Raw genomic sequence first — 15,078 nt, 5'->3', positions numbered from 1 at the left:
ATAAATTTTGTTTTAAACTGCCGATGAATGGTGGGAGAATGTGACAACTCCCATGCTGGAAACACTTAGAAGGCATCTACGTGACCTGGTAAAACTGATAGAAAAACACCACAGAAAGCCGCTTTACACTGACTTCGAAGACGAAATAGGCAGCGAAACCGGCGTGGAATTACCGGGCTTTGCTGAAGCCGGAGATTTTGAAAAGTTTCGCGCCAAGACCCGTGCTTTCCTTCTGGAACATCAGGACAACACGGTTATCCATAAGCTTCGGATGAATATTCCATTGACTGCAACTGATCTTGATGAACTGGAACGGATACTTTCAGAAAGCGGGCTGGGAGGCCCAGAAGAAATTGCCCGTGCCAAAGAGGTATCACACGGACTCGGTCTCTTTGTGCGTTCACTCATTGGGCTTGATAGGGAAGCTGCAAAACAGTCGCTGGCCACATTTCTGAAAGGTAAGACCCTGACTGCAAACCAGATAGAGTTCATAAACTTGATTATTGATCATCTTACAGAACACGGAGCAATGGATGCTGCATTACTTTACGAGTCGCCATTTACCGACCTTACTCCACAGGGTCCAGATGGGCTTTTCACCTCAACTCAAATTGATGAATTGATAGATACGTTGGAGCAGATCACGGCAACAGCATTAGTGCCCCCATGTTCGCAACAAATTACTGCATGAAAATCTTTTGCGCCGCTTTGGATAAGTAAGACTTTCAGGCAATAGTAGGAAATTGATTTAACATCCATTTTGAATGAACTCATCCATTTTGAATGAACTCATCCATTTTGAATGAACTCATCCATTTTAAATGAACTTCATCCATTTTGAATAAACTGAAAAGGGTTAAACTAGGGTAAATAAGAGATTATTTAAAAAAGAGTCTTCGGAGTGAGTCGACCAAATTTTGTAAATAGCCGACTGAGTTTACTTCCGCTCCAATTTATTAGTTGATTTTTAGTAAATTGATTATTACTGTATCAAGCCAGGAAGTGAGATTTTTAACAGGCTTCTTAAGGCTTCGTGGTGTCAATCAAATCCATAATTCTCAGAGCAAGATGTGCACCATTTGCTCCATTATCGATCCCTACGCTTCCGACAGGCACTCCTGGGGGCATCTGGGCAATAGAGAGCAGGGCATCGAGTCCACCAAGCTTCGCGCTTACAGGGACTCCTACTACAGGTCTTTTTGTTCTGGAAGCTACAACCCCAGGAAGGGCTGCAGATAAACCTGCAATTGTAATAAAGACTTTTGCGTCGGTACTTGATATGTAGCTTTCAAGTTCTTCAGGGTTCCTGTGAGCAGAGATAACCATTACTTCGTAAGTGTATTTGCTCTTTTCAAGTACGGATATCGCACGGTTGGCGATAGGCCTATCGGATTCGGAACCCATAATTACTGAGATATCAACCATTTTTAGTTTCTCCTGAGCAGTCAGGGCAGGCTTCCTTTGCCGCTTAACTCGTTTTGACGTTCGATACTCATCCTGATAAGAGTCTCAAAAATAGTCTTTATAGACCCCAGATCAAGGTTGAGCTCGGTTGCGGCATGTAAAGCTCTGTTAATTACAACCTCATTTTGTTTCTGGTCATTTATCGAAGTTCCATTTATTCTTTTTGATTCAAGTACTCTTTCAGCCAGATTTACTCTTCTATCAATGAGGGCAAGAATTTCCCTATCGATTTCTTCTATTTCTCTGCGGACATCCTCAAGTTCGCTCAAGTGAACCCCTCGTTTTATATGAAGAAGCGTAAAACCCCTGTGTCTTTAGCTCAGGGGATATAAGCGTCAACTTCTCCCTATTCTTTTCAGTATTCTTTAACTTCATATAGACCATCGGATAATTTAATATTAGATTAAGGTATGCGAAAACCAAGCAACCTTTTTCCAAAAGTCTACCATCAGGCTCAGCAGGTAGTAGAAAAACCTTCTACTCTAGCTTGTAACTACGTAAAGCCGAAACGAGCGAAAGAGCGAGACTCAGTACGGACGGTTCAGCCGGAATTAAAGCCTTTGGAGATGCCGATGGTCATCTATGAATTAGGAAGCTGCTAAGTCTTTAGCTTAGTGGCAGTTCACAAAGACATTGCGTCTCTGTTATTTATAGAGGTTTCTATAACCCTGCCTTCGATCCCACAGCTTTCCCAGGTCGACCTGAGCTCTTCGATCTGGTTTTCTTTGACAAGCGCAACATACGCCGGGCCCGACCCGGATAGACTTACCCCTTTTACGCCACATTCCAGGGCTCGAAGAATGCACTCAGTATCAAAGCCAAGAGCGCTGCAGTAGAGGAAACCGTTTAAAGTCATTGCTTTTTCATACTCTCCTGCGAGTGCAAGTTCATATGCCATATCTATATACGGAGCAATGAGTTCTGAACGTTTAACATTTGTTTGTGAACTGAACACTTTTCTGTTCGGCGCAAAAATAAGGACTTTTGAATTGTATTCTTCTCTTTTAATCAGTTTCAATTCCCGGTTATCAGTGATCACAACTCCGCCAAAAAAAGAAGCACAAGCGTCATCAAAAGACCCTGTTATGGTTACTTTTGCTTCTCTTGCAGCTTTTACCCCAAGTTTTACAGCATCAAGAGGAGGCATTGATTCTCCAATAGCATTTAAAGTTGCCAGTACAGTTGCATTGGCAGCTGCACTGCTGCTCTTAAGTCCACCTGCAAGAGGAATATTGCTGCTTGTTTTTACCTTGCCTCCAAGTTTAATCTCGAAGTGTTCAAGCACAAGTTCAACACACCTTTCAATAAGAAAAGTATCTGCTTCAGGCATTCCCTCAATCGACCCGCGGACTTTTCTCTCACGATCAGAGAGTTCTACCTCTGAATATGTTTTTAAGCCAGTTCCAAATGCAGCACCCTTCCAGGTTGCAAATGCTGCGATAATGGTTCCTGCTCCCGACGCGCAGGCGTGCCCTTCAAGTATCATCATGCTCAGAATGCGCTGTTCTTTAATATTTTTTACTGCGTTACTTCACAGAATCCAGGTCTCCTGAAACGCAGAGCTCTGCAACATATTCATAAAAAAAGCGTACATACACAAATATAAATAGTAAAGTTGAATCACGTATATAAAAAAATACTTCTAAGTATTATCAGAGAGCACTATTTGAATCAGGAATAAACATTTCTAATTTCAGATCTAGCAGATTTAATCAAAAACGGGGAATCATTATCGAGACCAGGAAAGTACAGCAGACAGGTGGATCTACTTACATTATTTCCCTTCCTAAACAATGGGCTGAAAAAGTGGGGATCAAAACAGGCACGAGAGTTTCCATTCAAGCACAACCTGACGGAAAACTACTGATAAATCCCGCTCTTGAAGGACGATCAATCAAAACGAAAAGAATTGATGTTACAGGCTGTGGAGCAAAAGCACTTGAGCGAGACATTATTGCTGCATATCTCCACGGATATGACAGGATCGAACTTTTCTCCGAAAGGATACTCGTTGAACAGAAGCAAACAATTAGGAGGGTGTGCTACAAACTCATAGGTCCTGAAATTACTGAAGAAAGCTCAAACTTTGTGATTATCCAGGATCTCCTTAACCCTAATGAACTTCCTATTAAAAAAGGTGTACAGAGGATGTTCCTTATTGCGGTGTCCATGCAAAAAGATGCGGTAAGAGCCTTAAAAACTATTGATCATGACCTTGCACTTGATGTAAGTCAGAGAGATGACGAGGTTGACAGGTTATATCTCCTAATCTCAAAGCAGTTTCGCTCTATTCTCTGTGAAGGAGGAATGCCGGGCACCACAGAAACAAGTATAGAGGAATACCACGAGTTCAGAATGGCGGCAAGCCCGCTAGAAAGGATAGCTGACCATGCACAGAAAATAGCAAATGCCGCCTCAAAGCTGCAAAAGCCTGTTAATGATACGGTGATGGAAGAGATCGATAAACTCAATGTTGCTTATATGAAACTGGTAAAACAGTCAGTTGAAGCCCTATTTGAGGCAAATACCTCTCTTGCAAATCAGGTAATAAATAATGTTAACAACATGCGCGCATGGGTAGAAGAACTACATAAATCTATTCTGAAATTGAAATCCAATGAGATTATGATTTCACTCGGAACAGTCGTAGACAGTTTATCCAGAATAGGAGACCTTAGCTCCAATATAGCCGAAATTGCTATAAACATGGCAATTCGGTAAACATGGCAATTCGGTAAACATGGCAATTCGGTAAACATGGCAATTCGGTAAACATGGCAATTCGGTAAACATGGCAATTTGGGACAGATGAGCAAAACTCTATCGGAGAAAACAGAAGCTCTCTTCAATCTGAGAAAGTAAATAATAGGTATTTCAAGTAAAATCTCTATGCGTTTCCAAGTAAAAATTCTCAAAAGTAATATAGAAGTTAAATATAATAACTACGGTCTTAAATCGAAATAATAGGTTTACATTTCAATGCTCTGAGTTGCTTAAAAAACATCTTGAAATATATAAAAATATATAAGAGTTTCCAAAAGATATCTTGAAATATATAGAAGAAAATTGAACTGTAAAAATTATAAAAAGAACTAAGTGAGAAGGATACCAGAAGATATTCTCATAAAAACGATTTATATTTTTAAGATTGAATGAATAAAAATAGGAAAAAATATAAAGGACTGTGCAGAACATCAGTGCACATATAAAAATTTAATACTAATAAAAAGAGTTCTTGAGAGCTTAAAGTCTTCTGGATAACAAGCTTTTTATTTCTGGATAAAAAGCTTTTTTATTAATGTGGTGAGGGAATCAGGCAATAGAAAGCAATTTATTTATATTCTGATGTTATTTCCACGGAGGCCCTTTCTATTCTACCATAGAAAAAGCCTTAAATTTCCTATTTACTCTCAGATATACTGGAAAGGAAAAAACATCTACAATTTCCCCCAATCCCCTCAGTACGATAAATAGAAGTTACTTAAGTGCATGGATCAATAAATTAAAAATTTAAGTATCAATCCGTAAAGGAAAGCAATCCGAGAAATCCTTAGGTACTATGCTTTTCCCAAAGGAGGGAAGCTATGAATATGTTAGAACGATTTAAGGTAAGCTTTTCAAAAATATTCAATAAATTGTTCAAGAAAAAAGGAGCATGCATAGGAATTTACGGTCCCCCAAACGCGGGTAAAACAACCCTCAGCAACCGGATCCTTAAGGATTGGGTCGGAGCTGAAGAAACAATGGGCTCTGTTTCTCATATTGCTCACGAAACCCGGCATGCTAAGAGAAGAAATGCAATAAGTATTGAAAACAATGGGCATACAATCAGCCTTGATATCGTAGATACGCCCGGGCTTGCTACAAAAATCGATTTCCATGACTTCATGGAGCAGGGAATGAGTGATTCCGAATCCAAAAAACGGTCCAAAGAAGCAACAGAAGGCGTAATCGAAGCTGTCAAATGGTTGGATGACCTTGATGGGGTCATACTTGTCATGGATTCCACCGAAAATCCCTACACACAGGTCAACGTAACAGTAATAGGGAATATGGAAGCCAGAAGCCTTCCGCTTCTTATAGTAGCAAACAAGGTAGACCTTCCTGATGCCGACCCGTCTGTCATAAAGGAAGCCTTTCCTCAGCATCCGATGGTGCCGGTTTCTGCCCTTGAAGGAGTGGGAATGGACTCGTTTTATGAAGCTCTGGCAAAACAGTTCGGGTGATTCACATGCAGGGAATTCAACTTGATTTGATATCCGAAGCCAGAATTTCTCAGATGGCTTCAATGGAAAAAGTCCGATACATAATCGATGAGGTACGAAAAGGTAAAATTCTGGTGCTTGAAAAGGGACTGAACCCAATGGAGGAAGCAAAGCTTATAGAAATGACAATGTCAGCTATCCAGCCTGATGTTTTTTCGGGCATAGAGATGCAAAGTTATCCTGCAAATGCGGACGGTTCATTTCTTGGTAAAATTTTCAAAAGACAAAGCAGTAAGAGACTTACGGTAATAGGGCCTGCAAACCAGCTCAAAACCCTTAAGAAAGATCGGAATCTCATAAGTGCACTTGTCTCTGCAAGTAAATAAACGAAGTGGAAACAATGTGTGCCCAAAAAACCCAAGACGCAGAAGTTATAATATATCCTCCCCAGTCTCTAGGCTCCTTTGAGATGGGCAGGAATGATGTCAACTTAGTCTGTACTTACGGGAAAATCGCCGTATGGTTTGGACGGAAAGTTCCGGACTGTATTATAGCGCAAATACTTATAGGAATTTCAAAAGTTGACCAATCTACGGTTCATGAGTTTGAAATTGTCTGTAGTTTTGATGAGATTACGGAATATGAGAGTAAAGGGTACACACTCGTGTCCTATGGAAAAACAACCGGTGGTTATCGCGTAAATTATAGTATTCCTTTTTCCAATAAAAAAGCCCTTTTCCATCTATCAAAGTTTATACTTGAAGAGCTCCAAAAAGGAGAAACGCGTAAAGACTTTTATTGGAATGGGAATGACTGCGATATCCAGAGGCTCTATCGCGAATTTAAAAATAACATCGAGAACTGGGAACTGAAAGCTATTAATTATAAAACTGAGTCGCAAACAAGCAGGTAAAATCTGAACTGCTGGCATTGCGGCAAGGTAAAAAGAAGGCTTCCGAAACTTGCCCTGAGATCCGACTGTAAATTTGAAGAAGGGTTTTGGTAAAGTATTTCAGGAGCATTTTTCTCATTAACATATGCAGTTAAATATTATTAGCATAGACAGATAAATATCATTAATATAAGCAGATAAATAAAATTTAATCAATTAATTATTATAGAATCAAGCATTTAACCAGGCACTTAACTCAATGTTTTTCGGAGAACTCATATGGAAAAAGTTCAGGTAAACGACTGCGAAGATGTACTATTATCAATGAAAATGATTGCAGTAAACCTCAGTGAGATAATTGATAAACTTGACAGAGAAGCTATAAAATTGATGATCCAGAAAATTCTGGAAGGCGAAAGAATCTTTTTGATGGGAGCCGGAAGGTCCGGACTTGTTGCCAAAGCTTTTGCAATGAGGCTTATGCACCTCGGATTCAGCGTGTATGTAGTTGGTGAAACCACAACTCCTGCTGTCAGGCCGGAGGATATAGTGATTGCAATTTCAGGGTCAGGAGAAACCCACTCTATAGCGGATCTCGGAAAAATAGTAAAAGATATTGGCTCAACCCTCATAACGGTCACCTCTAAAAAAGAATCCACGCTCGGTAGAATCTCGGATGTTACTATGATCCTTCCAAGCAAGACTAAAAATGACTCTGACACATACGGCTACCTTGAAAGAAACATTCGAGGAGGTTACAAAACCATGCCTCCACTGGGTACATCTTTTGAAATTACATCGCTTATTTTCCTTGATTCGATAATCTCTCAGCTTATTACGCTTACAGGCGCATCGGAAGCTGAACTGAAGTCGAGACATACGAATATCGAATGAAAGCCTTAATTGCCAGAAAGCAGAAGGCACATTTAAAAATAATTAATATATAGGGATACAGGAGAGCCTAATTTGAAGGAAATAAAGTTTTCAGAGAACGTGGCCAGAATAGATACCTCAGGGATCAGGAAGATTTTTGAAGCCGCAGGCTCGGATGCTATTAACCTTGGGCTAGGGCAGCCTGATTTTGACACCCCGGAACATATTAAGGCCGCGGCAATAAAAGCTATAAACGAAGGCTTTACGGGTTATACGGTCGGGCCGGGAATTCCAGAGTTAAGAGAAGCCCTGAGTTCCAAGTTCAAGGAAGAGAACGGGTTCTCGGTTTCCCCTGAGGAAATAATTGTAACTTCTGGAGCATCGGAAGCTCTTGCAATTGCCCTTGCAGCCCTCTTAAACCATGGAGATGAGGTCCTTATCTCAAACCCTGGCTTCGTTTCTTACAATGCACTTACCGAAATCCTGAGTGGCAAAGCCGTAGGTGTTCCCCTCGCCGAAGACCTTACTATGAAGCCTGAGGCCGTGCTTGAGAAAATCACTCCGAAGACCCGAGCGATCGTTTTTAATTCTCCTTCAAATCCCACAGGTACAGTCGCAAGCAGGGCCGATATAAAAGCCCTGGCCGAGATTGCAGACGACTACAATATAACCATTATTTCCGACGAAGTCTACGAGTACTTCGTTTATGAAGGAGAACACGTAAGTCCTGCCAGCTATTCGGACAATGTGATTACCGTAAATGCGACCTCAAAGAGCTATGCTATGACCGGATGGAGACTAGGGTACGTGGCAGCCAGAAAAGATTACATAGGCCAGATGCTTAAGGTGCACCAGTATTTCCAGGCCTGCGCCAACTCAATAGCTCAGAAAGCCGCTTATGCCGCAGTGGCAGGGCCCAAAGATTCGATCAAGGCTATGCGAGAAGAGTTCAGAAAGCGCAGGGACGTACTTGTAAAAGGGCTGAATGATCTAGGAATGGAATGTGCCCTTCCAAAAGGTGCTTTCTACGCTTTCCCAAAAGTCCCGAATTCCACAGAGGTTGCCTCGAAATTTATCTCAAACGGCGTTATTGTTACTCCCGGCACAGCCTTCGGAAGCGAAGGAGACGGCCATATCAGAATTTCCTATGCTGCTTCAATGAAAGATATCGAAAAAGCCTTAGGCATCATGGAAAAAGTACTTTGAGAATTCTGATACACTGCTCTAATAAAATACCCTGAGAAATAGTTTAAAATTCCAGAGAAAATACTCTGGAAAATCTTCAGAGATTTCTGTAAATTAAACACTTTTTCTCAGATTTTTATTACTATTGGATTTTTATTTGTATCACTATTGGATTTTTATTTTTATTAGATTTTTATTTTTATTAGATTTTTATTTTTATTAGATTTTTATTTTTATTAGATTTTTATTTTTATTAGATTTTTATTTATGTAGTTATATATCCTACATTTCGCAGTATTTTTTTGAAAATCAATATTTTTCATGATAGCGTTTTTGGAACAGAGCAAATAATTTGGATTTTTAATGGTATTTGGTGAAAATTGGATGATATCGTTTTTGGTCTCTAAATACACCACATAGTTGCTTTTACCTACTGCATAAAAGTCCAATAAATCTACATTTGATTGAAAATTGATAGCAGTAAGAAAATTGATAGCAGTAAGAAAATTGATAGCAGTAAAAATATGAATTTACGAAAATTTACTGCGGAAAGTGGGATATATATCAATATATGTATCAATTTATATATCAATCTCTATATCAATCATTAACTCAATCCTTTGTTACTTGACTTTTTACTTGAACCATTGTTTCGATAATACCATCGGGTAATAGGTTTTTATCAAAGTTTTCTTTCAACTGATATCTACATTTTTAATAGTTTCCTAGCACATCCGTTCTACAGTTTGAATGAAAATAGGAATTATCTCAGGGGATTCATAGTCCATGTAAGGAATATCTCCATGGTTTTTGTAGTATAAACGTATGTATACAGAAGTACGACGATTTGGAATTTCCACTTTAGTCATATTTGTAATTTTTTTATCCATAGTTACCTTAAATATATACTCTTTTTTTTCCCAGGATAACTTTAAACTTAAAGGACGAGATTGTGAGAAATCACTTTTAGGTTTAAGGCTATATGTTTCGTTTATTACTGATTTGTTATTTTGATCAAACACTTCAATTGCTGCCTCATGACTTTTTCTATCATCGTTATGTATTACAAAAAACGGTGCTGTTGATCCTGTGAAAATAAAAGGAATGATTATGGGAAGAGAGATATAGATAATTAGAACAGTCATTAGAAGAAATCCTATAACGATAAACTTTTTCCTTACATTACTAGCCAATTAAACCATCTCTGCAAACTTATATTTCTACGAAATGCTAGAAAGATTTTCAAAAATTACTAAACTTATATTGTAAAAATGCTGTTATATACAAACATCAGGATGCTTAACGAATCATTATACAAAATTGAATATTGTGTTCACTGTATATAAAATTTTATTATTTGTGGGACTCCTAAATTGAATATTTTATAAAAACAATTTTAAATTAAACGTTTCGTCCTTTTTTTGCCACAAAAAAAGTAAAAGTATGAAATATAAATATAAATTAAATATAAAACGCGCACCTGGTTAGTAAAACAAATTAAGGAGAAAGGAAAAGCATTATTTTATATTATTGATGAAGAATATGGCCCAGAAAAACTTTATTCATTTATCAGAGAAGAAATAAGTGCTAATTCAGTAATTGCAGTAAAAAAGAGAAGATACGGAATTCTGAAAAGTAATTTTTAGTTTACGGAATCAGCTTCACAATAAAATTAATATATATCCACAAATTAAGGCTAAAAGTATCACATAAAGTATCACATAAAGTATCACATAAAGTATCACATAAAGTATCACATAAAGTATCACATAAAGTATCGCATTAATTAGTAAAATCAAAAGAAATAATTGTTATCAATACATAATTTTTTACTATAAAAGAAGAAAATTAACGAAAGAAACATAAATCTGGATACAGACTCTCTCCTTCCATAGGAAAACACCTTAAAACGAGTAAAAATCTGAATTTCAGTAGAGATTATGTGTCTTGGTCCCGGATGTTTAAAATCACGTTATAAAATAGTTCTGGAAAAAGATATGAACAAGAAAAATGTACCTAAGTTGTTTGTACACAAAGGAATTTTTGCGCTGGTCTGCATTTTTTTGTTGCTGACCCCTGCATCCATCGCTTCAGCCGCGGTATCTGGAGGCCAGGTGACGGGCGGTTTTTATAAAATGTATCTAAGCACAGCAGGGTTTTTTCTGACGGAAACTCAGATACCTTCTACACTTCTTGCCGAGAATCTTTCGCTCCCAATGACAGAGACTCGAGACGGAAAAAACAAGCACCTTGAAAAAATCAGCCCCTTCTTACTTCTGGCAGCAGGCATTCTTGCGGGTTTTAATCCCTGCCTCCTTGCGGTAATGGCTTTTCTTGCTTCAGTTACTCTTGCCAAGCATGGAAAAAGAAAAGACATGCTCAAAATCACACTCGGTTTTTCGGCAGGAATCTTTGCCATGTATATGCTTGCCGGAATAGGCATCCTCAGCGTTGTTAATTTCCTGCCTGATATCCAGGAAAGTTTTATAGGTGCTTCAATCCTGATCATTGTCCTGCTCGGCTTCTGGCATATTTTTGATGGCTACTGGCTGAAAAAACATGCGAGAACCACCTTTCGAACTCCCAAACCTTTAAAAAACTTTATGGGCAAAATGGACCAGAACAGCCTTGTGTCGCTGTCCTTCCTTTCAGGAAGCATGTTTTCTCTGGTCAAGGCTCCCTGCGTAGGAGCGATCTTTCTCTCACTCCTGAGCATCCTGGCAACAAAAACCGATGTTGTCAGAGGAACGTTATATATTGGCATTTACCATATCGGGCTTCTGCTTCCCGTAATAGTTCTTGGCCTTCTCCTCGCCTTCGGACTCAGCCCGAATAAAGTCACCGAATTCAGGGAAAGATGGAGAGTGGAAATAAGGCTGACAACAGGAATCATACTGATATCCGTTGCCTGGCTCATGAAACTTGGAGTAATCTAACTATAATAAAAAGCCCTGAAATAGTTCAATAAAAAGCCTGAGTTTTAAGTCATCATACTATTCAAGTCCATTTTTTATTTCAGTAAAGTCGCTCACTAACTTGCTGCGGGAGGCAAACATGACTTTGATTCTCCTGATAATGCACTTTTAGAAATAAAATCCTAAAAATATATTTTTGAAACTGTTGTTTTTGGTGTTCAACCAATGACCAGTTGATATTTTCCAGATATCTACGTTCACATTCTGCTATTATTTCCTGCTTTATATGTACTCAATTTCCTGTACACATGTAAGCTTGGAAACAGATGAAACTAAGAAAAGATGTTCAAAGACAAAATATCAACCAGCTAATAATGTACGAGCCATTAATTCACGACCAAAAATTGGATGACCAAAAAATGGAAAAACTAAAGGCACAAAAAAAGAAATGTCGTTAAATTATAATATTAATATTTATAAAAATTAAATAATTATATTATTAATAGTTACAAAACTAATAATTGAAAACTAATCTTCCATGCAAAATTCTCTTTGTCATAAATACAAAGCTGATTGAGTTACTTTTTCATGTGAAGTCCGGAAGAGAATGACAAATTAACGGGTTTCGGTTTCACTCAGCAAAACTGTGCCCAATATCGGTGTGCTTTGACGTAACTTCCCCATAGCACGAAATCGTTCCATTCTTCAAGATCTATCTCTGCTTCCTTCAAATAGATTTTATTCTGAAAAGTTGAAAAGTCCATATCGTACTTCTGCTTCATTCCAGCTATTTTCTCGTCGTAGTAACCGGTTTTTTCTTCAGCCTTATTGTGCACAAAACCCTGTAATATTTTTTGCTCTTCTTTGTTTAAATCGATTTTGGCCATATCTATAGGCTTAAGGAGTTTTCCAGGCATTTTTACATAACAACCATAATGACAATACTCAATGATTTCCCCCAATATTACCACCTATTATTATTCAGTGCTTTTCATTTAAATGCATTTGTGTGCTTACTCACTTTTTAAGTAAAGCTTCCTGGAGTTAAACAAAAATAAACTTAGAAATTAGGAAATATCCTTTATAATGAAACATATTAATGTTTTATTCATTGTTTTTGTTGAATTTATGTGTTTAAAAATTTATAAAGTTTATGGAGAAATCCGTAGATATTATGGAAACATACTTGAAGAGAAGGCATTAAATAATGGACTCTAAAACGTCAGATTTTGTCTCTTGGAGCAATTGGCCTTGGAGGGGTACTATTTGGAATTACGTACTCCATAAGCGGATTTTTGCCCTAAAAAGAGAGTGGACTCTGGAGCTCAACTTCACCTATGATGGTACAAAATTCTTATGAAAATTCGTGAGAAGGAAAAGTGGAATTCAGTTATAGAGATTCTGCTTATATTTGCAGATCAGCAGAACGGAGAGAATAAGCTCGCCTTTTACATTGAGAATCTCAAATTAGAGTTTTGACTTAAAAACTAATTCTCTTTTTCACTAACTCTAATAGACACTTTTTTTTATTCGATAGTAACAACTTTAAATAATGCAGGATATGACGTTTTCATGCCGAAAATATGATAAAACCATTTTTTCTTTAACAGAGGAAAAACTATCTTACTCTCTTTTTGTGATGAAAATGATCAGATTAAACTTCCTTCAGGTGGAACCCTTCATAATTCCATAAAGTATGGATTCGACATCAGAAGATTAAGAAATCAGAGTAGAAAACTCTACGCTCTATCGAGTTTCATAGCATATCAACTACTGGTATTAATAGAAATGTAAAATAAGATTGGAGAGATAAATTCATTTGGGAGGTACTTTTAAAGAAATGAATATCAAATTAGATAAGGTATTTTAAAAGCGAATTCGAGATCCTCTAAATTCTGGAACGCTTCAGCCGAAAGGTATTTATATAAAATCTTCCTTTAGAAGATACGCTTCAGGGCGAAAGAAATGCGCCCCACAGCGAAAAATCATCGAAGCCCGGTAGTGTAGTGGTCAATCATGCGGGACTCTGGATCCTGCAACCTCGGTTCGAATCCGTGCCGGGCTATACATAATTCTTAATAAACTGCTTTTTTTGATACGAAGATTATAATTTTTATTCTTCTCTAATATTAAATATTTTATCTAAATTATTCTTTAATAAATATATACAGTTATGTATTCAGCTTGAAACTTAATTGTAAAAGTTCAAGAATAGCTAAGGGTTCTATTATGTTTTTCTATTCCTGCTTATAAGTCTCCAGCTCTCAGTTCTGCAATATATGGATCATAAGCTGCAGTTGAGCCGCCCGAAAAGCGTGAAATGTAATAATCTGCAACTATGCAAGCTTGCTGCTCGCGATTATATTCACGGAAGTGCCTTTTTTCCCCAACCCTGTATGCATACCCGTCACTTGCCTGCGCATGAAATGCTTCAACCAGATATTGCGAACCTGTATGTTCCATCTGCGCGACATGGGTTAATTCATGTATAAGCCATTTCATATCTGAGCTGCCTGCGGTTGTGTTAAGCTTTCTATTGAAGTTGACTGTATGAAAGGTTGCAACCCCCATACCTGAGCATCTCTTCAGCTTTGCCCCCAGCCAGGCGAGAAATGAAGCTTCGTCGATATGCACCTTTTGATAATTAATTCTGTTTCCAAATATGCTTTGAGCTTCTTTTTCCTCTACTGCAGTAAGTTTCCGGGTATTAATTTTAACAATTTGCCATAAATGATCCATAAGCTCAGGGAAGGCACAAATATCGAAAATTTTTGCGATAGCACGGCCGACACGTATAGCGAGGGATAACAGCTCATATCTGATCATTTTTAAAAAACCTACTCTCCCTGCCAGATCAGAATTTCGATAATTTTTGAAGACGGCTTTCAAACAATCACCTGCTCTATTACTATTTTTCAGGTTTTAATGCCTTGGTTCCTAACCCCAGCTAATGACTTCTATACCTTGATTCCTATATACACTACACTGAAAAACAGTTGCCTTAAATGTAAAAGTCTGAGTATTTAAAAAAGACATTTCAGCTTTCTTAACATAACTTCTTAAGTGAATTAAATATTCACATTATTATAAAAACATTGGCTAAACAGCAAGTTTCTTTTTTGGAAGGAACAGCATGAAAGAACATATTTGAAATATATATATGGTAAAAATATATTCACTGTATTTTTTATGGTAGAGCTCTATTCACTGCGAACATAAACTGTAATGCATCAGTTAGTTAACTCTAAAAAGTTTTTACATTTTTAATTTTCATATTATCCAGTCTAAAACTCGGGGTGTCTTACTCAAAAATTAGAATCATCCCATAGCTTTTGTTTTATATTTTACTATTTATACTTAAATTACATTCAGATTTGGATAAAGCTAGATGGAGAAAAAGTAATACATATTATAGGATTTTAAACAGAAGAAAGAAAAAAGATTCCAACAGAAAAGACAGGGAACAAAAGCTAAAATTCAGTATTGAATTGGTGTTGATCAGGAAAAACTCAGTGATAGTAAAAACCATCTTATTGCTTCTCAG

The 15,078-nt window shown here is 37.5% G+C and carries 14 protein-coding genes and 1 tRNA gene; 9 read left to right on the top strand and 6 right to left on the bottom strand.

Annotated features, from left to right (window positions below):
* Nucleotides 1–40: 40 nt before the first annotated feature.
* Nucleotides 41–691, top strand: a complete 651-nt coding sequence (locus MSBRW_RS08585; protein ID WP_230670036.1) for a type I restriction-modification enzyme R subunit C-terminal domain-containing protein — start codon at nt 41–43, stop codon at nt 689–691.
* A gap of 332 nt (nt 692–1,023) precedes the next feature.
* On the opposite strand, the gene MSBRW_RS08580 is transcribed toward MSBRW_RS08585, so the two are convergent.
* From MSBRW_RS08580 to MSBRW_RS08570, 3 genes are all read right to left on the bottom strand, one after another.
* Nucleotides 1,024–1,425 (bottom strand): 5-(carboxyamino)imidazole ribonucleotide mutase, encoded by a 402-nt coding sequence (locus tag MSBRW_RS08580; RefSeq protein ID WP_011308051.1) that lies wholly within the window; start codon nt 1,423–1,425, stop codon nt 1,024–1,026.
* Nucleotides 1,426–1,445: 20 nt separating this feature from the next.
* Complete coding sequence (locus MSBRW_RS08575; RefSeq protein WP_011308052.1) at nt 1,446–1,733, bottom strand: chorismate mutase; 288 nt, start codon at nt 1,731–1,733, stop codon at nt 1,446–1,448.
* A gap of 353 nt (nt 1,734–2,086) precedes the next feature.
* A complete protein-coding gene (locus MSBRW_RS08570) occupies nt 2,087–2,950 on the bottom strand; it encodes a shikimate kinase (RefSeq protein WP_048102978.1) in 864 nt (287 codons plus the stop codon).
* A 245-nt stretch (nt 2,951–3,195) separates the two neighbouring features.
* Between MSBRW_RS08570 and MSBRW_RS08565 the strand changes: the two genes are divergently transcribed.
* From MSBRW_RS08565 to MSBRW_RS08540, 6 genes are all read left to right on the top strand, one after another.
* Nucleotides 3,196–4,185 (top strand): PhoU domain-containing protein, encoded by a 990-nt coding sequence (locus MSBRW_RS08565; RefSeq protein WP_080565388.1) that lies wholly within the window; start codon nt 3,196–3,198, stop codon nt 4,183–4,185.
* Between the two features lie 863 nt (nt 4,186–5,048).
* Nucleotides 5,049–5,690: an Era-like GTP-binding protein gene (locus MSBRW_RS08560; protein WP_011308055.1), complete on the top strand. Its 642-nt coding sequence runs from the start codon at nt 5,049–5,051 to the stop codon at nt 5,688–5,690.
* A gap of 5 nt (nt 5,691–5,695) precedes the next feature.
* Nucleotides 5,696–6,055 carry a DUF2073 domain-containing protein gene (locus MSBRW_RS08555; protein ID WP_011308056.1) on the top strand — a complete coding sequence of 120 codons (360 nt, stop codon included), beginning with the start codon at nt 5,696–5,698 and terminating at the stop codon, nt 6,053–6,055.
* Nucleotides 6,056–6,069: 14 nt separating this feature from the next.
* Nucleotides 6,070–6,582 (top strand): hypothetical protein, encoded by a 513-nt coding sequence (locus tag MSBRW_RS08550; protein WP_011308057.1) that lies wholly within the window; start codon nt 6,070–6,072, stop codon nt 6,580–6,582.
* A 258-nt stretch (nt 6,583–6,840) separates the two neighbouring features.
* Entirely contained in the window at nt 6,841–7,455 is a 615-nt protein-coding gene (gene hxlB, locus MSBRW_RS08545) for a 6-phospho-3-hexuloisomerase (protein WP_011308058.1), read from the top strand.
* Between the two features lie 72 nt (nt 7,456–7,527).
* Entirely contained in the window at nt 7,528–8,640 is a 1,113-nt protein-coding gene (locus tag MSBRW_RS08540) for a pyridoxal phosphate-dependent aminotransferase (protein WP_011308059.1), read from the top strand.
* Nucleotides 8,641–9,344: 704 nt separating this feature from the next.
* Here MSBRW_RS08540 and MSBRW_RS08535 read toward each other — a convergent pair.
* Nucleotides 9,345–9,812, bottom strand: coding sequence for a hypothetical protein (locus tag MSBRW_RS08535; RefSeq protein ID WP_230670034.1), 468 nt, complete (start codon nt 9,810–9,812; stop codon nt 9,345–9,347).
* An 804-nt stretch (nt 9,813–10,616) separates the two neighbouring features.
* Here MSBRW_RS08535 and MSBRW_RS08530 point away from each other — a divergent pair.
* Nucleotides 10,617–11,555 carry a cytochrome c biogenesis CcdA family protein gene (locus MSBRW_RS08530; RefSeq protein WP_230670032.1) on the top strand — a complete coding sequence of 313 codons (939 nt, stop codon included), beginning with the start codon at nt 10,617–10,619 and terminating at the stop codon, nt 11,553–11,555.
* A 614-nt stretch (nt 11,556–12,169) separates the two neighbouring features.
* Here the strand turns inward: MSBRW_RS08530 and MSBRW_RS08525 are convergent.
* Nucleotides 12,170–12,505, bottom strand: a complete 336-nt coding sequence (locus tag MSBRW_RS08525) for a hypothetical protein (RefSeq protein WP_230670030.1) — start codon at nt 12,503–12,505, stop codon at nt 12,170–12,172.
* A 1,021-nt stretch (nt 12,506–13,526) separates the two neighbouring features.
* Here MSBRW_RS08525 and MSBRW_RS08520 point away from each other — a divergent pair.
* Nucleotides 13,527–13,599: transfer RNA gene (locus MSBRW_RS08520), tRNA-Gln, on the top strand.
* Nucleotides 13,600–13,781: 182 nt separating this feature from the next.
* On the opposite strand, the gene MSBRW_RS08515 is transcribed toward MSBRW_RS08520, so the two are convergent.
* Nucleotides 13,782–14,360 carry a hypothetical protein gene (locus MSBRW_RS08515; protein WP_011308063.1) on the bottom strand — a complete coding sequence of 193 codons (579 nt, stop codon included), beginning with the start codon at nt 14,358–14,360 and terminating at the stop codon, nt 13,782–13,784.
* Between the last annotated feature and the right edge of the window lie 718 nt (nt 14,361–15,078).

It is taken from the genome of Methanosarcina barkeri str. Wiesmoor (genome assembly GCF_000969985.1).
GTDB classification, from domain to species: domain Archaea; phylum Halobacteriota; class Methanosarcinia; order Methanosarcinales; family Methanosarcinaceae; genus Methanosarcina; species Methanosarcina barkeri_B.
Note: the sequence above shows the minus strand (reverse complement) of the source record. Positions and strands in the feature narration are given on the sequence as shown.

Coding starts and splice junctions, on each gene's coding strand:
- MSBRW_RS08580 (WP_011308051.1), bottom strand. CDS start 1,425: ATGGTTGATATCTCAGTAATTATGGGTTCCGAATCCGATAGGCCTATC.
- MSBRW_RS08515 (WP_011308063.1), bottom strand. CDS start 14,360: ATGATCAGATATGAGCTGTTATCCCTCGCTATACGTGTCGGCCGTGCT.
- MSBRW_RS08530 (WP_230670032.1), top strand. CDS start 10,617: ATGAACAAGAAAAATGTACCTAAGTTGTTTGTACACAAAGGAATTTTT.
- MSBRW_RS08560 (WP_011308055.1), top strand. CDS start 5,049: ATGAATATGTTAGAACGATTTAAGGTAAGCTTTTCAAAAATATTCAAT.
- MSBRW_RS08550 (WP_011308057.1), top strand. CDS start 6,070: ATGTGTGCCCAAAAAACCCAAGACGCAGAAGTTATAATATATCCTCCC.
- hxlB (WP_011308058.1), top strand. CDS start 6,841: ATGGAAAAAGTTCAGGTAAACGACTGCGAAGATGTACTATTATCAATG.
- MSBRW_RS08555 (WP_011308056.1), top strand. CDS start 5,696: ATGCAGGGAATTCAACTTGATTTGATATCCGAAGCCAGAATTTCTCAG.
- MSBRW_RS08570 (WP_048102978.1), bottom strand. CDS start 2,950: ATGATACTTGAAGGGCACGCCTGCGCGTCGGGAGCAGGAACCATTATC.